Genomic DNA, 21379 nt, shown 5'->3' on the forward strand with positions numbered 1-21379 from the left:
AAACATAAAAAATTATCTCATTTATCCATTTTTTGTCCGATACGGATTACAGTAAAAGAATAAGAAGGTAGTGTATAATCAAAACCATGTTCCTGCACTTCAAAATCCTCTGTTATCGGAGTTACATCTTCATCTTTCGGATTTCCAGCCAGAACAATCTTCTGTGCCGTAGGATTCACGAGCGTGACACCTTCCAATTCTATCTTGGAAGAAACCTCAACCGGTAGCATATTCACCAGCTTTACAATGTAGTCACCAGTCATCGGGTCCTTTACGACCGACACACCAACCCGTTTCTTTACCGCATCCAATCCATTATCCAACGTAATCGTAGAAGCAAAATATTCATTGCCAGCATTCTGACCATACATTTGCTGCGTGTAATAGTCGACCGTCGGTTTCACTTCCTTATTATTGAAATAAATCAAGTCAGGACGCCACTGAGTATACCCTTCCTTAGCTAATAACGGTGCGTAAGAAGTCATGGCCACCACATCGGCATTACGTTCCACTGCCGTCAGATATAACGCTTCAGCAAGAGCCGTTTCCAGATTACTGGGACGCCCCGGTAAGTGAGCCGCATATTCGCCCAAATAAACCTTCGATTTACTACGGTCATAGCGGTCGTAATAGTCTTGATTGTGTATAAACCAACCCGGAGCCACATAATAATGCTCGTCCACCATCGGTACATCCAAGCGTGTAGCCAGTTTCCATCCTTCGTCATAATCGGTTCCTTCATAGAAAGGTCCAACCGTACCAATGACCGTCACCTCAGGATATTTTTCGCGAACGGCTTTATAAATCATTGTAAAACGTTCTTCAAATACCTCTGTTATCAAGTCTTCATTGCCGATGCCAATGTATTTCAGATTGAAAGGTTTGGGATGCCCAGCTTCTGCACGTTTCCTGCCCCACTCCGTCTTGCGGGCATCTCCGTTGGCATATTCTATCAAATCGAGCACATCCTGAATATAAGCAGGCATTTCTTCCATCGGAATGCCTCCCTGCTGCCCCTTACAACCAAGCTCATCCTTGGAATGATGGCTACATGTGCTCGAATTCTGGCAAGGCACCCCCGCCGCCAATACTGGTACAGGCTCCGCACCTATATCCTCACAGAACTGGAAATACTCAAAGTAACCCAAGCCCCGTGTCTGGTGATAACCCCACAAATTACGCAACGGTTTTCGGGCTTCCAAAGGACCGATTGATCCTTTCCAGTCATAGATGTTGTCTATGCCATCGCCATGAGCCACACACCCACCAGGGAAACGTACGAAACGCGGATGAAGGTCGGCTAACGTCTGAGCCAAGTCGGCACGCAATCCGTTCTTACGGCCTTTGAATGTGCTTTGCGGAAAGAGCGAAACCAAGTCGAAATGATATGTGCCGGTTCCTGCCGGTTGGAGAGAAAGTTTGGCAGCCTGTACGTCTTCCTGTGCGGTCAGCACTGCTTTGAGTTGCTTCCAATCTTTTGAAGAAACCTTTACCGATGCCTTTGCCACTTCGTTTCCTTCCTGATCGAGCAGACTGATTATGACTTTTCCTCCTTTACTTTCACTGGCAATGCGAGCAAAACAGGCGAAATCATACTTTTCACCTTTCTTCAACGTTATTCCATCATAACCATCGTTCTGCAAGGCCGCCCCTACCTGCCGTACATCCAGTACGGCATAATGGGGATTGTTTTCATGAATCGGACGTTCGGTTGCAATCGTTAAAGTGCCTTGCCCACCTTTCACACTCCAAGCATAGTTGCTGTCCCAACCTTGACGCGAACCGTCTTTCGATGAATATTCAAAATCACGGTTCTGCACCAATTCGGCATACATCCCACCATCGGCCGCATAGTTGATATCCTCAAAAAAGATGCCTATCAGGTGGTCACTGATACTTTTTCCTTGAGAAACATCCACCTGAATGGTCGCCTTCAACGGTTTCAATCCTGCAAAACGTATAGGATCCTCTTCTGTACGTTCGTCATACAATCGCTGGCGATATTTTTTATGATCAGCATAACGAATCAACTGCTCTATCGTTTTATAAGAAACTCGCTGTATCCAACCACTTTCCTGTTGCCCATCCAAAAGGACACTTGTTTCCTCAGTGGGATAAGCTGATTTCAATTCATACTTACTCAGTTCTTCTTCCGTAAAATAACTTTGCGCCCCCCACTTCAGCAAATCAGGCGAAGCAGCATGGGCTAAGACCTTCCCACTACGAGTGGCCGTCCAAATACAATGCCATAAACCATCGGAAGTATTCTGCATCAAGTGAGGAAAGAACATTTTCTTTTCACTTCCCCAAGGGCCAAAATCACATTTTACATAGTCGTAACCGTCTGCCACAGAAAGCCAACGCCTTCCATCGGGACTCCAGGCAAATCTTAATCCACTCTGTCCATCGACACGCGCATATGAGAACAAATAAACAGAATCAGGTTCGTTTGCCACCTTGTTGATTCCGGCCTGTATGGGGAAAACGGCAGCCAACAGCAAGCCGACCGTAATCCCCAATTTCAAAAGTGTTTTCATGATACCTATATATAATATGTTTGTGTGTCAAAAGTTAGTTAGGCTCTCATTTTACCCACACAGCTCCCCCCAAAGGCTGTACGGTCAACTGAAATTCTCCTTTTTCCTTTATCTTTTGTGTTTTCAATTGTGGTTGCATCTTTTTATCGTCCGTATAGGCAGATACCGTAGAACCACTCAGTTCAGGAAACGAGAATTTCAACTTCAAAGGTTCTTCCATTGCGTTGATAGCAGCCAAATACCACTTATCGCCATGACGTCGTGCCAATACGATATACTTACCTGGATAACCTTCTATAAAACGAGTTTCATCCCACGTAGTAGGTATCTGTTTCATGAAGTCCAGACAAATCTGAGGAGCATCCGTCAGATTGTTGGGAGCCAACGCAAAATTCTGAATGGGATTTTGGAAAAGTACTGCCGTAGCCAATTGGAAGACATCCGATGTCTTTCGGATACTGCCACCATCATTTCCTCTGTTCAAACGCTTATTCAGGAAAGTTCCTCCAAACTCCATGCATCCCACCGTATTGCGGATGAACGGATGCAGACAGGCATTGAAGGCCTCGTTGTCACAGAAATGTTGTTGAAAGATCAAGTTTTCAGAAGCCAAGACAGCCTCGCTACCTACATAATTGGGATACATCCGCTCCCAACCACGTGGCAAGGTACAGCCGTGGAAGATAACCATCAGACCATGGTCATCAGCATCGCTCAACACATCTTCGTAAAGACGCATCGTTTCCTGCTTATCGCCTCCCCAGAAATCAACCTTGATACCCTTCACGCCCAACTTCTGCATCCAGCGCATCTCTTGCTTGCGAATGATCGCATTATCCATCTTGTTTGTCGGGCTCTGAGTTATGTCGTTCCAGTAGCCACTGGAACTATACCACAGGAAAACATCTACTTTTTTGCTTTGTGCATAGGCAATGAGCTGTTCCATACGCTCGTAGCCAATATTTTTGTCCCACCAGGCGTCAATCAATACATATTCATAGCCCATTTCAGCAGCCAAATCAATGAAACGTACCTGATCGTCATAGTTGATACTATTGTCCTGCCACAAAATCCAACTCCATGTACTACGACCGAAGCGATAGTCATGTTTCGTTTCATAACGCGGTGTCACAACATCCCAAGCTACAGTTGTCTCCACAATGGGTTTCAACGTAGCGCCTACCGTCAGTGTCCGCCAGGGCGTACTGCCTGGCAGGGAAAAAGCCGGTTCTACCGTTCCGTTGCCATTGTTCTCTTCGGGCATGGGGAAGGCAATCCGATAAAGACCGTTGTCGGCATCACTCAAGTGCGAGCCGCAATAACGGCTGTCCACTCCCGTCTCACTGACCAACACCCAGCCGTCATCGCCCACGCGGAAAAGACAGGGGAATGTATAGCCATGTCCATACTGCGAACGTTCATTCATTGGAGCGTCTGCCTTGTATTCTTCTTCATAACTGGGTTTGGTCCGTTTCCAACCAATCATGGCATCGCTCTGCGGACAAAGGAAAGTTGTAGTCTGCTGGGGGAAGTGAAAACCAGTCGATTCTTCCATTACCCGCACACTACCCGTCTCGCCCTGTCGGGGCAAAGTATAACGAAAAGCAATATCATTGCGACTGATACGGAAAGTAACCGACAGAGACTGTCCTTGCGCGTTTGACAGATGACATACCAATTCATTGGCCTGATAATGTACCTGCGAAGTCTTGATACGTGTCAGTTGATAAGTCGTATCTATCTGCGCCGTTTCGTGTTTCACCAGCTTCAAGCCACTTGAGAAGTCACCGACATTCGTCTTCATGCCCAAGGGGGAAGCGTCGACCATCTGCTTGCCATCGTAAGTTACCGAATAGGACACACCCGTCTCTCCTTCGTTAACCACCTTCAACCGCAATCGTCCGTCAGGACCAGTCATTTCTACATTTTGTGCCATCGAAGCCATTGCCATAACCAACAAGGCTAAAGTCGTTTTCAGTTTCTTTTTCATGGTTCTTTTTTTATATTTAATTCATAAGGTTATCAGAGCTACTGCACAGCAGTTTTCTTCATGTATCTTCCATACAATCTTTGTCATACGACTTATTAAGTGTCAAAAATACACATTTAAAAGTTTACATACAAACATATCCCCTCAAAAAAGACAAATTCCTCACAAAAAAGCAGAACTTCCATCTAATTACCCCCAATATTTCAGCTAGACAAAGAAGAAATGCCAAAACAGTTTCTTACTTTTGCAGCATTGAAAAAGAAAACATACATGGCAGGCATCTATATACACATCCCTTTTTGTAAGACACGATGCATCTATTGTGACTTCTACTCCACCACGCGCAGCGACCTGAAACGGCGCTACATCAATGCCTTGTGCGAGGAACTCACCATGCGTCGCGACTACCTGAAAAACGAAGCTGTCCGTACCATCTATTTTGGCGGCGGCACACCCTCGCAACTCGAAGAAGAAGATTTCCGCCAAGTCTTCGATGCCCTGTCCGCCCTCTACGATCTCAACGCCTGTGAAGAAATTACCCTCGAAGCCAACCCTGACGACCTGACCGAAGACTACGTGGCCATGCTCCGCCGTCTGCCTTTCAACCGCATCAGTATGGGCATCCAGACCTTCGACGACGCCACTCTCCTCCTGCTGAACCGACGGCACAATGCACTCCAAGCCATTGAAGCCGTCGACCGCTGCCGTCGACATGATTTCCACAACATCAGCATCGACCTTATCTACGGCCTGCCTGGCGAGACGGATGAACGTTGGGAACGCGACCTCCGCCAAGCCATTACTCTCAACGTAGAGCATATTTCAGCCTACCACCTGACGTACGAAGAGGGTACCCCCCTCCACCAGATGCTCCAAGCCCATCGGGTCAACGAGGTGGACGAAGATAGCAGCGTACGTTTCTTCACCACGCTGATGGATACCCTCTCGGCCGCAGGGTACGAACACTACGAGATTTCCAATTTCTGCAAGCCCGGCTTTCACTCACGCCATAATACATCCTACTGGCAAGGTATCCCTTACCTGGGCTGTGGTCCGTCTGCCCATTCGTTTGACATGCACAGTAGGGAATGGAATATTCCCTCACTGGAGAAATATATTTCCGCAATTGAAGAAAAAAACAGGCTCTATGAAAAAGAGGAACTTAGCCTGACGACCCGCTACAACGAATACATCATGACCTCCCTGCGTACCCGTCGTGGCATTGACCTGCCGACACTCAAAAAACGTTTCGGCCAGGAGCTTTCCGACTATTGCACCTCCATGGCCGTCCCTTACCTGAAGAGCAACAAGCTAGAGCAGCAGGACAACCATCTACGGCTCACCCGCGAAGGAATCTTTGTATCCGACGGCATTATCAGTGACCTGATGTTTGTGGAAGAGTAAGCGCCATATTAACAGCTAGCAACAAAGCATTGCTTTAAGCTGAATAAAGCAATGCTTTGTCCTGTCTAAAACAATACTTTATCCAGCTCAAACGAATGGCTCAAGAAAAAAGTCAAAGAATTACAAAATGAAATTGAACAGATAGCCGGACAAAATAATAAAGAAGGCCACGGTACCGAAGAAGATACCTATCAGCCGCCAAGTCATCACTTTCTTGAGCAGGGTAGCTTCGGGCAAGGATAACCCCACCACGGCCATCATGAAGGCGATGGCGGTACCCAAAGGAATACCTTTGGCCACAAATACCTCGATGACAGGCACAATACCAGCCGCATTGGCATACATAGGCACGGCAAGAAGAACTGAAAGGGGCACGGCAAACCAATTGTCTTTCGACATGTACTGTTCAAAGAAGCCTTCGGGCACAAAGCCGTGCATGAAGGCACCGATACCGATACCTATCAGAATATAGACAAGCACACCGCTGACTATCCGCCAGGCGTCGCGGATGATGGCAGGAAGCCGTTTGATAAAAGGAATGTGATCTTTCTCCCATGCTTCTGTCTGTGCAGATGACTGGGCCTGAATCTGTTTCACCCAATCGCTAAGATAAGATGCAAGACGCATCCGTCCAAGCACAATGCCTCCAATCACTCCCAGCAGGATGCCGCTGACGACATAAACCACCGTCACTTTCAATCCGAAAGAACCGAGGAACATGGCAACAGCCACTTCGTTGACCAGCGGCGACGTAATCAGAAAAGCAAAGGTCACTCCCAACGGAATGCCTCCCTTCACAAAACCGATAAACAACGGGATGGAAGAACACGAACAGAACGGAGTGATGGCTCCGAAGACAGAAGCCAACAGGTACTGCAGGCCATACATCTTATGGGTAGCCAGATAGGTGCGTAACCGCTCTATTGGAAAATAGGCATTGACAATCCCCATCAGCACACTGATGAAAAACAATAGAATAAGAATCTTGATGGTGTCGTAAAAGAAAAAGTTTACGGCCACTCCCAACGATGTGTCAGCACTCAGGCCGAACAGTCCGTAAACAAGCCAGTCTGCAAAATCTTGTATCATTCTTTTTTAGATTAATTCGTTTAAATACGAACAAACATACTACCATAAAGGCGGCAGGAGCCTTCACACGGTCGTTTCTGCCGCCTATCATCAAATAGCTTCGTGTATCAGATGCCCAAAAGCTGCTTTACGTCGCTTTCGGTAGGAACCTTCCCTTTCATCTTCACCACTTCGTCCACCACTACGGCAGGAGTAGTCATGATGTTATAGTTCATCATTTCCATGATGTCATCCACTTTGGTCAACTTCACATCCAGATCATTCTCCTTGATCACTTTCTCAATAACATTGTAGGTTGTCTTACATTTGGCACAGCCCGGGCCTAATACTTTAATTTCCATATCCGTAATATTTTAAATGTGTTACATATACATCATCCAACTATAATAAATGCCTATACCAATGAACAGCACCCCGACAAACAGGTTCATCCATCGCTGTACTGTGCGCATCCTGCCATAGAAACAGCCCATCTGTTGTACACTGAATGCCAGTATCCAGGCCACTACAAGTACCGGCAGGGCCGTGGCTATGGCGAACACGGCAGGCAGCAGATAACCGGCTGTAGTGGTAGCCGACAGGGGTATCAGCATACCGAAATAGAACACACCGCTCGTGGGGCAGAAAGCCAACGCAAAGAGTACGCCTATCAGCAGGGCTCCCCACCCTCCTTTCCTTGCAAGGCCCTCGGCGTTTCCCTTGAACCCGAATTGGGGAAGGTTCAGCCTGTCACCGAAAAACATAAAGAGGCCGATGACAAATAAAGCAGGCCCCAATACCCGTTCGCCCCACGTACCGATAGTTTTCTGTATGCCGAACATGCTCGAACCTTCCTTCAATATCAGAATCAATACAAATCCGAGCAAGGTATAGGCAAGGATACGCCCCAAGGTATAAAGCAGGCCGTTTCGAAAAACACGTTTTCTATCCTCCATCTCTTTTCCAATAAAACTGATGGCTGCAATATTGGTAGCCAGCGGGCAAGGCGAAAGGGCCGTCAGCAATCCGAGGAGAAAAGCCGTCAGTACGGGTGTGGAACTATTGTCCAGCAATGTCTGCAATCCATCCATAGCCACCGTTGTTTATTCCAGCATTTCACGAACGGTCTTCATCACTCCGGCTTTGAACACTTCCGGCGACTTGCGGGCATTGCCGAAAGCAAATTCCGTCAGGTTCTCTACGGTCTCCACCCCGTCTTTGTGTTTCACGACAAACAGAGACGACCATGTCACTTCATATTTCTCGGCCACGGCTTCGTTCTCTTCACGACTGATGTCTATCGTGCGAAACTTCACTTCTCCTTTCCGGACGGCATCGGCCAAATCTTTCTCCATCACTTCTTGCGTGCCTTTCTCGATGGCTATACAAGTAGCACAACGCTGCTTGCCGTGAAAATAGAGCACTTCCACTCCGTCGCTCACTGCTACTTCCTCCTGCGCATCAGCAACAGAACTCTCTTTCCTGGTATTCCCTCCACAAGCTACCAGCAACAAGCCCAAACACAAACACAAAAAACAAATCCTTTTCATCTTCATTATTTCATTTATTAGTATTTCGTCAAACTACGAACATTCAAGGTAAAAAAAGAGCTTACCCGCAGCAGCTCCCCTTTTTGCAAACAGTCTGACCGAAGAAGTCGGCAAACATTCTCCGGGCCAGTTCCCAGTTTTCCTTATTGATGCAATACCTCACCTTTGGCGCCTCTATTTCTCCCTGAATCAATCCGGCATCCTTCAGTTCCTTCAAGTGCTGGGAGACCGTAGCCTTGGCTATAGGCAACTCTTCATGGATATCGCCAAAATAACAGGACTCCTGTGCCAGCAGGAATTGTAATATGGCCATCCGGGCCGGATGTCCCATGGCTTTGGCAAAGCGGGCCATCCTTTCCTGTTCTTCCGAATATTTCTTGTTCATCGTTTACCTTTTCTATTTGTTATTCGCAAAATAACAAACAATATTCCAAATAAACAAAGAAATCATTTCTTTTTTCAGATTTCTTAATAATATTAGGGCACGAAGTATGCAAGATTTCACAGAAGTTCTCTTTCTGTAATATCTGTATAATCCGTGCCTCAAAGCTCATCAATCTTTTACTCCGAAAAGAATGATCATTCGCAAACAATTCGGAATCCTACTGCAGTCTTTAAATCAACGGAGTCGGGATAGACAATCTCCAATCCATCTGCATTCTGCTTCCAGTCCACCGACTGCTCCGTCCCCATCAGCTCCACAGAACGAATCTTTTTATCGAACAACCCTTTGTTTGTGCCTAACGATGCAATCGTCAGCTTGTCGCCCGCCTTGGGAACCGTCATACACCAAGCATAAAGTGTACCGTCTTTACCCACTGTAAAACGGAAATCGGTATTGTAAAACACGTGGTCAGCCTGCCATTGACCTATACGACCTCCTGGTAAAGTATTCAACTTGCCATCTTTGCCCTCTCCCAACACTTTCCACGCCGAACTGCCATAAATACCGTCTCCATTAACGCGCATCCATTCACCCACTTCATGAAGCATTTCATGGCAGGCCTCATCCATCGAACCGTCGGGACGTAACGGAATACTCAATCCGAACGAACCATCACGGGCCACAATTTCAAGCAGATAGCGTATAACAGCGTCCGAGCTATATACAAAATCCGGCCCGTAGAACCAATCGCCCACAGGTGTCTCGGCAATCCAGGCCTGATCATCCTTGATACCTTCGGGAATATCCGTTTCACAGGTGTTGACCGTACCGTTGGTCGTCTTTCTGAACTTGACGATGCTGAATACATCCACTTCTCCTCTATCAGCCAATGTCCGATTGTAGAAATCGGCTATCACGCGCTGCATGGCATCGCACTTGTATCCGGTACCTGTACCCGATCCACTGAAAGGCTGCTGGTCGGTACCATCGGTATAGATAAAGTCCGGCCGATACTTGTCCACCGCATCCATCATACGCAAGGCCCACCACTTGGCATACCACTTGGCAAATTCCAGATGGCCGCTGAAGATACCCGGCTTCGGAGTAGACCATCGGGAATTAGCGGCCTCAGCCACCGACTCATATTCCCTCAAGTTGATACCATACAGATAGCGCGGATCAAGTCCTTCCCACCATTTGCCTTTTCCGTCCTCCAGTGTCAGATTTCCATCGTAAGGAACGCCGGCCTTATCGCCTTGGGTGTCACTCTGAAAAGCCGTTTGCCACCACCACCAGGAATACTCATGATGGAACGTAATACCGAAACGAATACCGGCTGCCCGCAAAGCTTTTTCCCATTCACCGAGGAAATCGCGTTTAGGGCCGAGACGGGTCGAATTCCATGCCTGATATTTAGAGTCCCACATATCGAACTGATCATGATGTACTCCTTGTATAATCAAGAAACGTGCTCCGGCGTCCTTATAGATATCCACCAAAGCTTTTGGACTGAATTTCGCAGGATTCCAGTCGCGCAACACTTCCTTATAACCAACCTCCGACGGATGACCGTACTTCTTCAAATGGTTTTCATATGCAGAGGTCCCTTCTACATAAAGCTTGCGGGCATACCAGTCGCCACTCTCGCCAGCCGCTTGCGGTCCAAAGTGCACCCAAATACCAAACTTCGAATCACGCAACCAAGCTGGAGTACCCGGATAATTGGCCTCTATCGAATTCCAAGTCGGTTCATACGGTCCCGAAGCGATGGGCAGATCCAACTTCACTTCTTCAAATGTGTCCCCATCCCCCATCGGTACCGAATTTTCGGGTAAAGGGGCATGAACCGACGGCATCGGCTCCAGTTCATAATCAACGCCGAAAACACCGGATTGTTTCTGGGTGCAAGAACAGAAGCATACACTCAGTATAACAGTAGTCATTAATAAATTTCTATTCATGGTTTTATTCTATATAAAAACTGTCTATTCAAACTCATACAAACTTTCAGCCGTAACAAATCTATTTAACAAAACAAAAATAGCCAATAAAACAATATCGACATGTTAAAATGACATAATGATGTAGCAGCTTTAAAGCCGAAGACAATGAACACTGCCGTGAAACTTTATCTTTCAACCTACGTCCCTTTCTTGCAACAGATTACACTACCAATGAAGGATTGGAGGCTGATTTGGACAATCCATTACTCACCACCTATATTGCATTCCTAAACACCTACTTTAGCTCACTAAACATGAACTTGACGGACGTAACTACGGACTTAGGAAATGCAAAGAGAGACTTGAAGGTAATTTTGTCATTCTCCAGATTTGTTCTATCTTTGAGTCCGAAAAAAGGAAACACTTCCACTAACAAACCATTAACAAAGACTTTTATTCAGATGACAAAATTCTCTCGCGCGTTCTGGACAGCCAATGCTTCCGAACTGTTTGAACGTATGGCCTATTATGCCATCTTTATCGTGATCACCCTCTACCTGTCGAACACACTTGGTTTCAACGATTTGGAAGCCAGCCTGATTTCAGGATTATTTTCGGGCGGGCTCTACTTCCTGCCGATGTTTACCGGCGCCTTTGCCGACAAGATAGGTTATCGGAAAGCTATCCTGATTGCTTTCACATTGCTGACCATCGGTTATCTGGGGCTGGGCATGCTTCCCCTGATGCTCGAATCGTCGGGGTTGGTCGTATATGGTGAAAAGACACAATTCACAGGTATTGAGCACAGCAACCTGCGTATGCTCATTGTACCTATCATGATAATCCTCGTTATCGGCGGCTCGTTCATCAAGTCCATCATTTCGGCCTCGGTAGCCCGTGAGACGACATCGGAAACCCGAGCCCGCGGATACTCCATCTTCTACATGATGGTCAACATCGGTGCCTTTACAGGCAAATGTTTCGTCGATCCGCTCCGCTCGGTGGTGGGTGACGAAGCCTATATCTATATCAATTTTCTATCGGCCACACTGTGTTTTGTAGCGCTCATCACGATCTTCCTGTTCTTTCATTCGACCAATACCAGCGGACAAGGGAAAAGCATGGCCGAGGTGTTCAAAGGGTTGGGTAAAGTATTTACCAACGGACGCCTGCTGCTCCTGATTCTGATTGTCACCGGTTTTTGGATGATCCAGCACCAAATGTATGCCACAATGCCCAAATATGTAATCCGCATGGCTGGCGAAACGGCCCGTCCGGGTTGGATTGCCAACGTCAATCCGTTTGTCGTGGTGCTGCTGGTGAACCTCGTCACCCGACTGATGGCTCGCCGAAAAGCATTGACTTCCATGACCGTCGGCATGTTCCTCATTCCCCTCTCGGCACTGATTATGGCCGCAGGCAACCTGTTCAGCGGTGATATTCTGGGCATGCACCCCATCACCGTCATGATGATTGCCGGTATTGCCGTACAGGCTTTAGCCGAATGTTTCATCTCGCCACGCTACATGGAATTCTTCTCCCTACAGGCACCCAAAGGAGAGGAAGGATTGTATCTGGGCTTCAGCCATCTACATTCCTTTCTGGCTTCTATCCTTGGATTCGGTCTGTCGGGCATATTGCTCACGGCCTACTGCCCCGACCCCGCTCTATTCTCCAGTACGGCTGAATGGGAAGCCGCTTCGGCCAACGCACACTACATTTGGTACTGGTTCACTGGTATCGGAGCCATTTCGGCCATTGCGCTTATCTTCTATGCGAAGCTGACACGTAAAGAATGACACGATAGAAGAGTACAGCGTTAAAGAAGGTTGAAAAAAACGAAGGAATTGCTCGTTTCGCCATCAAAATCTATCTTTGCAGCCACATATACATGAAAAAAGCTGCGCAACATGACCGAACAGGAAGTTCGAAGATACCTGCGACAAATGAAGGAAGAAAGCTCCGAAAGGGCTTTCAAGGGCTTCTATGACCTGACCTACGACCGCCTGTTCCGCATCGCCTACTACTACCTGAAGCACGAGGAATGGGCGCAGGAGGTAGTGCTCGACGTGTTCCTCACCCTCTGGAAGCAGCGCGACACGCTAGCCGCCGTGCAGAACATCGAGGACTATTGCTTTATCCTTACCCGCAACGCCTCGCTCAACTACCTGGAAAAAGAAACGCGTCAAAACGATTCCCTTTCCGCCGACCTGACCGAAAGCGACGCTTCCGACCCTTCGCCCGAGGAAAACCTTATCAGCGAAGAGCTCTTTGCCCGCTACGTCAAGGCGCTGGACCGCCTGCCCGAACGCTGCCGAGAAGTCTTCATCCGCATCCGCGAAGAGAAGCAGAGCTATGCCCAAGTGGCCGAAGAACTGGGCATCAGTGTCAAGACCGTAGATGCCCAGCTGCAGAAAGCCGTCTCCCGCCTGAAAGAAATGCTGAAATAATCCAGCCTTCCTCCACCTGTCACAGCCCGTAAAGCCCGTTACCTTACAAGGAAACACCAGTTACCATCGGAGGAAACACTCGTTTCCACATACAGGAAACGCTCGTTTCCTACACGGGGAACAACCGTTTCCAACCCTTGGTAACAGGCGTTTCCAGTACTGGGAACGACCTTCATCGGCTGCGACATGTCTCAAGCTGCCCGTTTTCATGGCCAGAACAACGATTGGAACTTTACACAAAAACGCCACCCACAGAAAAAAATCGTTTCCTGCGTAGGGAGTTTTCCACTTTCCGCTGTCTTAATGGTAAAAGGAACTCCATAAAAATTGATTAAACATGAAAAAAGCTATCCTTACCACAACCAGCCTTATGCTGGTATTGCTGGCTGTAATGAGCCTGACCGCATGCGACAACCACAACGACAAGTATCCTAAAGACTACCTGGGATTTGAAAAGTTTCTGGAAAACTACACCTTTGAGCGAGGAGTGGAAAGTCGTGAAATAACACTGAAGATAATTGCTGCCGAAAAAACAGACACCGAACGTAAAGCCACCATCAGCATCAAGAACCTACCAGGACGACAACCAGCCTACACATTACTGGATAAAGAGGTGACCATTGCTCCGAAAAAGAAGACCGCCCATGTACGCATACGGATATATCCAGCCAAAATCCAGAAATCGGACGAAATCAGACTAACCTGCACGCCAAAAGACAAAAAAGTAAAAGCAACGACCATCACGCTGAAACTGGCAGTAAAATAATAAAACGCTTATGACAGAGAAAGACCCTTTTGAAACCCTGCTCGACCGACTTGTGGCCTCGACCCGCTCGCCTCGCGGCCGGTTCAGCGCCGCCCGTTCCTGGCCGTTGCTTCAGTCGCGGCTGAAAAGAACCAGCTTGCGACGCACCCTCTGGATGCGGGTGGCCGGAGTGGCGGCTGTCGTGCTGCTCTGCGTGGCCGGATGGCAGGCTTACGAACAGTTCCGCCCCGTGGAAATGACGACGGTAACGGCACAGGCGGAGACGCGCACCGTCGTCCTGCCCGACCGCACGGAAGTCATCCTGAACCGCTACTCCACGCTAACCTACCCGAAAGACTTCCGGCGGGAGGCACGACGCGAAGTCTCCCTACAGGGAGGCGCCTACTTCGAAGTGGCAAAGGACCCGTCGCATCCGTTCGTGGTAGAAGCGGGTGAGGTACAGGTAGAGGTACTGGGTACGCATTTCAACGTCGAAGCCTATCCGCGTGACCGCGAGGTACGCACCACGCTGCTCGAAGGTTCCGTAGCCGTCAGCCTCCCCAGCCGGTCGCAACGGCTGGTACTGGTTCCCAACGAACGGGCCGTCTACCACAAAAGCAGCGGTAGCCTGACGCAAGAATCCCTGCCCGATGCCGCCGACGACATCAGCTGGAGCCACGGCCAGTTGAGCTTCCAGAGCCAGCCCTTGCGTGAAATCGTCCGCCAGCTGGCCAACACCTATCAGACGGACATCCGCATCGCCGACCCGACGCTGGCCGAATACCGCCTCACGGCCACCTTCGACATCGGAGAGGGCCTGACACATATCCTCGACCTGCTGCAGGCCGCGGCCGGATTCACCTACCGACAAGACAAGAACCAAAACATCATCCTACAAACTAAACTTAACCACCCATGAACTATTCTGAACCAAGCTGTTCCCACCGCCCCCCCAGGCTCCTGCTCCTGATGGGCGCGGTACTGCTTGGAGTCTGCCTCCAAGCCCAAAACCCGCAGGCCCCCATCACAATGGACATCCGTAACGCCACTCTCCGCGCATTGGTGTCGCGACTGGAGAATGCCACAGGTTACACCTTTGTCTATGGCGACGAAGTCAGACTCATCCGCCGCATCGACCTGAAAGTACAGAAGCTCACCATCGGCCAAGTGCTGGAACAGGCCTTCAGCGACCAGCCGGTAGAGTTCGAAATCTCAGGCAAGCACATCGTGCTGCGCAAGCGCGAGATGCCCCGCAAGCGCGAACGCCGCCGCTTCACCGTGAGCGGGTACGTCACCGACGCCGCCTCGGCCGAAACGCTGATAGGCGCCAACATCCTGGACAGCCGCTATGCCGTGGGGACGGCCTCGAACGCCTACGGCTTCTATACCCTGACCCTGCCCGAGGGTGAGGTGAGCCTCTCGTCCTCCTACCTGGGCTACGCCACACGGACCGATCGCTTCCGCCTGACAGCAGATACCACACTGAACATCGCCCTCAACACACACAATGAGCTGCAGGAAGTAATCGTCACGTCGGAAAAGCGGGAGGCGAGCATCAATGCCACTAACATGGGTGCACACGACATCCCCATGACACAGATACGCCACACTCCCTCCATCCTCGGCGAGGCTGACGTACTGAAAACCATCCAGCTGATGCCGGGCGTACAGGCAGGCATGGAGGGCTTTGCAGGCATGTACGTTCGTGGCGGCACGCCCGACCAGAACCTGGTGATGCTGGACGGCATCCCCGTCTACAACGCCGACCACCTGTTGGGCATCTTCTCGGTGTTCACGCCCGAAGCGGTGAAGAACGTCACCCTCTTTAAGAGCAGTTTTCCCGCCCGCTACGGCGGCCGCTTGTCGTCTGTGGTCGATGTGCGTACCAACGACGGTAACATGAACGGCTATCATGGTACCCTCAGTATCGGCTTGCTTACTGACAAATTTCACATTGAAGGCCCCATTCGAAAGGAACGCACGTCGTTTTCGCTCAGCATGCGCGTCACACCCAGCATCCTGCTGCCTAAAGGTATCAAAACCACAGAGAATGGAAGCAATGGCAAAGACATCGACCGATATAACTATTATTTCTATGATATCAATGCCAAGGTGAACCATAAGTTCGGCGACAGCGACCGCCTGTTCCTAGGCTTCTATCGGGGCAAAGACCACTACCGGTACGACAACGAATTCAGCAGTACGCCCACCCTATCCGACATCACTTATCAGAAAGACATCAGCCAGACCCGCCTGAACTGGGGAAACCTCATCGGTTACACTCGCTGGAATCACATATTTAGCAATCAGCTGTTCAGTAACTTCACTGTTTCCTACAACCAGTACCGCATGAGTCTGAACGAAACGTCGGAAGATCGTACCGATTATCAGGGAAAACTATACGACTACCACCGATATCGCTCGGAGTTCCGTTCGGGCATTCGCGACTGGAGCCTGCGTGCCGACTTCGACTTCACACCTTCCACCCGTCATCACATCCGCTTCGGTAGCGAGTTCATCCATCACCTGTTCACGCCGGGTGTATCAACCTCACACATCGGCAACATAAACGATGGCTCTGCCCGGCAGGACACCACCTATGCCACCAGCAGCAACCTTCCGCAACGGGGCATGGAACTGTCGCTCTACGGAGAAGACAACTGGGAAGCTACCGGCCGGTTCAGCCTGAACCTCGGTATACGAGCCTCGTTGTTCCACACACAAGGCAAGAACTATCTGTCGGTACAACCCCGCATCTCCGCCCGTTACGACTGGGGAAAGGGCATCGCTACCAAAGCCTCCTACTCGTGCATGGCCCAATACGTCCATCTGCTCACCGCCACTCCCTTCTCCATGCCTACCGACCTGTGGGTACCCATCACCCGAAACATACGCCCCATGTATGCCAACCAATACTCCGTCGGCACATACTATACCGACCTGCCCGGCTGGGAATTCTCACTGGAAGGTTACTACAAACAAATGCGACATATTCTGGAGTACCAGGACGGAGTCTCCTTCTTTGGTACCTCCACCTATTGGGAAGAGAAGGTAGAAATGGGCCAAGGCCGCAGCTACGGGCTGGAACTGATGGCTCAGCGCACCATAGGAAACACGACAGGCTGGCTTTCGTACACACTGGCCAAGAGCGAACGCCGCTTCCCGAACGGCAGTATCAACCACGGCCGATGGTTTCCCCACAAATACGACCGGCGGCACAGCCTCAACCTTTGCGTCAACCATCGCTTCAGCGACCGCATCGACGTAGGTGCCTCATGGATCTTCTACACGGGAGGCTGCCTCACCATCCCCGAACGACGGACAGCCATCGTCAAGCCCGACGGTAGCACCGAAGAAACCGACTACATATCGGGACGTAACAACTACCGTCTGCCTGCTACCCATCGCCTGAACCTAGGCGTAAACTTCAACAAGAAGACCAAGCACGGAATGCGTACCTGGAACATCAGCCTCTACAATGCCTACAACGCCATGAACCCCAACCTGGTATATACCCAACGGAAGCAGTTGACCAACAGTTGGGTCAATAACGGTCAAGGAGGCGCCATACAAATAGATTCAAAGTCAAGAACCGTCATCAAAAAAATGACCATCCTGCCATGTATTCCCTCTGTGACCTATACATACAGATTTTAAGAACTACATTTCCTACAAACGAATATGAAACGGAAACATTTATTCTTTATTATATATACAGTAACTCTTTGCGGATTATTGTCATGTGAAAACGAAATTCCCTATAACCCTGAAATGAAACAACCCTGCCTCGTCATGAACGCTCTACTCGAAGCAGGAGAAAGTAAAACAAACGAAGTATATCTATACCTAAGTACAGGCGACAATTTGGACAAAGTAAATGACGATGCCATACTCACCCTTTACGTCAACGGACGACTCACCGAAACTCCCCAAGCTTTCAAACCGGAAGACATCTATCCTTATCCAGGAGAATGGCTCTCTCCGGAAGATTACGAAACGCTATTAAAAAACATACATTACAGAAAATATCGCCTATCAACTCCCCTGCAACCCGGCGACCTCATCCGTCTGGAAGCAACAGCCCAAGGTGGAACCCTTCGGGCTGCGGCAGAAGTACAGGTTCCCCAACCTCCCCAGGATTTCCGTGTGGACACCTGTACCGTCCCGATCAACATAAGCAGCGGCATCGTCACTCCCCATCGTCGTTACCTCTTGACAATGAATGACATAGCCAACGAAAGCAACCATTACCGGCTGGACATCCGTAACCAGTTCCTGGTACGTTACCACATCTACGAATACCTCAGGGACGAACAGGGAAACTTCATCGAAGACGAAAACCATAATCTGATATACACCGAACGCGACAGCCTGACCACCCAAATATACAGCGACCTTGTCAACCGCGAAGACATCATCCTGACCGACGGCAACATAAGTCATTCACAGGAAGATGAAGACAACCTGATGTTTCCCCGCATCGAGAACAAGTACAACATCTTCATCGACAACCGTTTCCGCAACAGTTCGGCCACGCTCAAGGTATACACTCGCCTCTACGATGACTTTACAGCCAATGCTCTCCACGGCATTACCTACGGCAAGACATATTGTACCCAATCCATCCACATCCGCCTGCTCAACCTGACAGCCGACTATTACCGCTACCTGAAGGCCCTGAACTGTCTGGATGATGATGACTACGACACCACCCTGATGGAACCCGTTTCCTTACCCTGCAACGTCAGTGGAGGAATCGGATTTGTAGGAATTGCTACGCCACGCGAGGTGGTGATCACTTTCCCCGAACGGCCATGCAGAAATACTAGTTCCTCATCCCTCTGACACCTTTAATCCCATCTTCTCTGCCCGTTGGAGCATAAACTGACGGGCAGCCTCATATTCGTTAGGAATAACACCGTCAAGAATGGCATCTTTGATGGCACTTTTCAAAGCTCCCACCTGCTGACAGGGAGAAAGGCCGAAGGTACGCATAATCTCGTCACCACTGACAGGAGGCTGAAAGTTGCGGATGCGGTCGCGTTCCTCCAAATCTTTCAATTTCTGACGTACCAACTGGAAATTATCCAAGAAACGCTTCTTACGCTCAGAGTTCTTTGACGTAATATCCGCCTCACACAAAGTCATCAGGTCATCGATGTCGTCACCTGCCTCAAAAAGTAGTCGGCGAACAGCAGAATCCGTAACCTCTTCATCAGCTATCACGATCGGACGCATGTGCAATCCCACAAGTTTCTGTACATATTTCATTTTCTCATTCATAGGCAGCTTCATCTTGCGGAAAATATTGGGTATCATTTTCTCGCCTATAAAATTATGGTTATGAAAGGTCCAACCCGCACGCGGATCCCACCGCTTCGTAGCAGGTTTGGCAATGTCATGCAACAAAGCCGCCCAACGCAACCATAAGTTATCAGTCTTACGACTGATATTGTCAAGCACTTCCAATGTATGATAGAAATTATCCTTATGCGCCCGCCCATTGCGAGTCTCTATTCCTTGCAGAGCCACCAATTCTGGAAAGATCAGTTCAAGAAGTCCACTTCTGTCCAAATCAATAAAACCTTTTGAAGGGATAGGCGACAACATAATCTTATTCAATTCGTCTGCGATACGCTCTTTGGAAATAATTCCGATGCGTTCCCTATTACGACAAAGCGACTCAAATGTCTCATCATCAATATAGAAATTGAGTTGCGTGGCGAAACGGATACAACGCATCATGCGCAACGGATCGTCACTGAACGTAATGTCAGGGTCGAGTGGCGTGCGAATGGTGCGTTCCTTCAGATCATCCATTCCACCGAAAGGATCCACCAATTCACCATAACGCGCACTGTTCAAACAAACAGCCAGGGCATTGATTGTAAAATCGCGCCGGTTCTGGTCATCTTCCAATGTGCCGTCTTCGACGATAGGTTTCCGTGAATCGTGTGTATAAGATTCCTTGCGGGCACCGACAAACTCCACCTCCGTTCCCCGATATTTCAACTGTGCTGTACCGAAGTTCTTGAACACGGATACATAAGCTCCACGTCCCAACCGACGTCCTAATGCTTCAGCCATGGCTATTCCACTACCTACCACAACGACATCAATATCCTTTGACGGACGTTGCAGGAATATGTCACGCACGTATCCACCAACGACGTAACATTCCAATCCAAGTTCATCGGCCGTTTCAGAGATTTGTTTGAATATCTTAGCATCGAAGCGCTGCTTCAGTTCATCAGCTGTCAGTTCAATCATAATTCAGTCTGTTTGCATTTTAATGGTTTCGCGGCGGCAAAGATAGCGATATTATTTCTATTTTTGTCGCGACAAGGACAACCACATTGTAACATCCATAGAAATTCAGATTATATATATGAAAAAAATTATCATTCTGGCATGTCTTTGCAGCACATTGGTTGCATGCGAAAACGTAGAAAAGAAAGCCGCTCTAAAACTGGCCGAAGCACGTACCGCCTTCGAAGCCGGCAACTACAACGAAGCGAAGATGCAAATAGACAGCATCAAAATACTTTATCCAAAAGCCTTCGACACCCGCCGTCAGGGTATCTACCTGATGCAGGAAGTCGAACTGAAAGAGCAACAAAAGACACTTGAATATTTGGACAGCATGCTAGCTGTAAAACAACAAGAATTCGAAGCCATCAAAAGCAAATTTGTCCTGGAGAAAGACACAGCCTATCAACGCATCGGACATTACCTGGTGCCCGCACAAGTCATTGAACGAAATTTACACCGCTCCTTTCTGAGATTTCAAACAGACGAGACAGGTGTAGTTAGCCTGACATCCATTTATTGTGGCAGTTATAACATCCACCACACAGCCGTAAAGGTAACCGCACCCGATGGCAACTTCACGGAAACTTCCGTTTCACGTGACAGTTACGAAACCACCGACTTGGGAGAGCATATCGAAAAAGCAGATTATAAATTAGGAGAAGACGGAGGTGTCATAGCTTTTGTGGCAGCCAACAAAGACAAAAACCTTCGCGTTGACTATAAAGGTGAGCGTTCCTATACAACCCACATGCTACCAGCCGACCGCCAAGCAGCATCCGATATCTACGAACTTGGCAAAACGCTTTCTGCCATCACCGAAATCAAGAAAAATATAGAAGAAGCCAACCTAAAGATACAATTCATACAAAAGAAAATGAGAGAACGAAAAACAGAAACGGAATAAATACTGTTTCTGTTTTCAAAATGAGGATGTATCAAAATGAAGTGAAGCTATTTTGATACATCCTCATTTTTTATAACGACTTTCCTCCCAC

The 21379-nt window shown here is 48.7% G+C and carries 17 protein-coding genes; 8 read left to right on the top strand and 9 right to left on the bottom strand.

What is annotated here, in order from left to right; all coding sequences use genetic code 11:
• Positions 1 to 17: 17 nt before the first annotated feature.
• On the bottom strand, positions 18 to 2537 hold the full coding sequence (locus BQ8005_RS07345) for an alpha-L-arabinofuranosidase C-terminal domain-containing protein (protein WP_075317586.1): 2520 nt from the start codon (positions 2535 to 2537) through the stop codon (positions 18 to 20).
• Between the two features lie 46 nt (positions 2538 to 2583).
• Positions 2584 to 4527 carry a glycoside hydrolase family 97 protein gene (locus tag BQ8005_RS07350; RefSeq protein WP_075317587.1) on the bottom strand — a complete coding sequence of 648 codons (1944 nt, stop codon included), beginning with the start codon at positions 4525 to 4527 and terminating at the stop codon, positions 2584 to 2586.
• 270 nt (positions 4528 to 4797) lie between these two features.
• On the opposite strand from BQ8005_RS07350, the gene hemW reads away from it, so the two are divergent.
• Positions 4798 to 5931 carry a radical SAM family heme chaperone HemW gene (gene hemW / locus BQ8005_RS07355; RefSeq protein WP_075317588.1) on the top strand — a complete coding sequence of 378 codons (1134 nt, stop codon included), beginning with the start codon at positions 4798 to 4800 and terminating at the stop codon, positions 5929 to 5931.
• A gap of 120 nt (positions 5932 to 6051) precedes the next feature.
• Here hemW and BQ8005_RS07360 read toward each other — a convergent pair whose 3' ends face one another.
• From BQ8005_RS07360 to BQ8005_RS07385, 6 genes are all read right to left on the bottom strand, one after another.
• Positions 6052 to 7020, bottom strand: a complete 969-nt coding sequence (locus BQ8005_RS07360; protein ID WP_075317589.1) for a permease — start codon at positions 7018 to 7020, stop codon at positions 6052 to 6054.
• 107 nt (positions 7021 to 7127) lie between these two features.
• The gene (locus BQ8005_RS07365; protein WP_075317590.1) at positions 7128 to 7361 is read right to left on the bottom strand and encodes a thioredoxin family protein; all 234 of its coding nucleotides are present in this window, start codon (positions 7359 to 7361) and stop codon (positions 7128 to 7130) included.
• A gap of 21 nt (positions 7362 to 7382) precedes the next feature.
• Positions 7383 to 8090, bottom strand: a complete 708-nt coding sequence (locus tag BQ8005_RS07370) for an aromatic aminobenezylarsenical efflux permease ArsG family transporter (protein WP_075317591.1) — start codon at positions 8088 to 8090, stop codon at positions 7383 to 7385.
• 12 nt (positions 8091 to 8102) lie between these two features.
• Positions 8103 to 8549 carry a nitrophenyl compound nitroreductase subunit ArsF family protein gene (locus tag BQ8005_RS07375; RefSeq protein WP_075319023.1) on the bottom strand — a complete coding sequence of 149 codons (447 nt, stop codon included), beginning with the start codon at positions 8547 to 8549 and terminating at the stop codon, positions 8103 to 8105.
• A gap of 61 nt (positions 8550 to 8610) precedes the next feature.
• On the bottom strand, positions 8611 to 8934 hold the full coding sequence (locus tag BQ8005_RS07380) for an ArsR/SmtB family transcription factor (protein ID WP_021847976.1): 324 nt from the start codon (positions 8932 to 8934) through the stop codon (positions 8611 to 8613).
• Between the two features lie 194 nt (positions 8935 to 9128).
• The gene (locus tag BQ8005_RS07385) at positions 9129 to 10877 is read right to left on the bottom strand and encodes an alpha-L-fucosidase (protein WP_111936061.1); all 1749 of its coding nucleotides are present in this window, start codon (positions 10875 to 10877) and stop codon (positions 9129 to 9131) included.
• Positions 10878 to 11338: 461 nt separating this feature from the next.
• Here BQ8005_RS07385 and BQ8005_RS07390 point away from each other — a divergent pair, with 461 nt between their 5' ends.
• From BQ8005_RS07390 to BQ8005_RS07415, 6 genes are all read left to right on the top strand, one after another.
• Positions 11339 to 12676 carry an MFS transporter gene (locus tag BQ8005_RS07390; RefSeq protein WP_075317593.1) on the top strand — a complete coding sequence of 446 codons (1338 nt, stop codon included), beginning with the start codon at positions 11339 to 11341 and terminating at the stop codon, positions 12674 to 12676.
• A 111-nt stretch (positions 12677 to 12787) separates the two neighbouring features.
• On the top strand, positions 12788 to 13327 hold the full coding sequence (locus BQ8005_RS07395) for an RNA polymerase sigma-70 factor (RefSeq protein WP_075317594.1): 540 nt from the start codon (positions 12788 to 12790) through the stop codon (positions 13325 to 13327).
• Between the two features lie 337 nt (positions 13328 to 13664).
• On the top strand, positions 13665 to 14093 hold the full coding sequence (locus tag BQ8005_RS07400; protein WP_075317595.1) for a hypothetical protein: 429 nt from the start codon (positions 13665 to 13667) through the stop codon (positions 14091 to 14093).
• Between the two features lie 10 nt (positions 14094 to 14103).
• Complete coding sequence (locus tag BQ8005_RS07405; protein ID WP_075317596.1) at positions 14104 to 14991, top strand: FecR family protein; 888 nt, start codon at positions 14104 to 14106, stop codon at positions 14989 to 14991.
• On the top strand, positions 14988 to 17729 hold the full coding sequence (locus BQ8005_RS07410; RefSeq protein ID WP_394334097.1) for a TonB-dependent receptor domain-containing protein: 2742 nt from the start codon (positions 14988 to 14990) through the stop codon (positions 17727 to 17729). The genes BQ8005_RS07405 and BQ8005_RS07410 overlap by 4 nt, the downstream gene beginning before the upstream one ends.
• Positions 17730 to 17753: 24 nt before the next feature.
• Positions 17754 to 18917: a DUF4249 domain-containing protein gene (locus BQ8005_RS07415; RefSeq protein WP_075317597.1), complete on the top strand. Its 1164-nt coding sequence runs from the start codon at positions 17754 to 17756 to the stop codon at positions 18915 to 18917.
• On the opposite strand, the gene BQ8005_RS07420 is transcribed toward BQ8005_RS07415, so the two are convergent.
• The gene (locus BQ8005_RS07420) at positions 18906 to 20342 is read right to left on the bottom strand and encodes a CCA tRNA nucleotidyltransferase (protein ID WP_021847965.1); all 1437 of its coding nucleotides are present in this window, start codon (positions 20340 to 20342) and stop codon (positions 18906 to 18908) included. The genes BQ8005_RS07415 and BQ8005_RS07420 overlap by 12 nt on opposite strands.
• A 118-nt stretch (positions 20343 to 20460) precedes the next feature.
• Here BQ8005_RS07420 and BQ8005_RS07425 point away from each other — a divergent pair, with 118 nt between their 5' ends.
• Positions 20461 to 21288: a hypothetical protein gene (locus BQ8005_RS07425; protein WP_075317598.1), complete on the top strand. Its 828-nt coding sequence runs from the start codon at positions 20461 to 20463 to the stop codon at positions 21286 to 21288.
• Positions 21289 to 21379: the final 91 nt, after the last annotated feature.

Origin of the sequence: Bacteroides togonis (genome assembly GCF_900130135.1) — a bacterium.
GTDB classification, from domain to species: Bacteria; Bacteroidota; Bacteroidia; order Bacteroidales; family Bacteroidaceae; genus Bacteroides; species Bacteroides pullorum.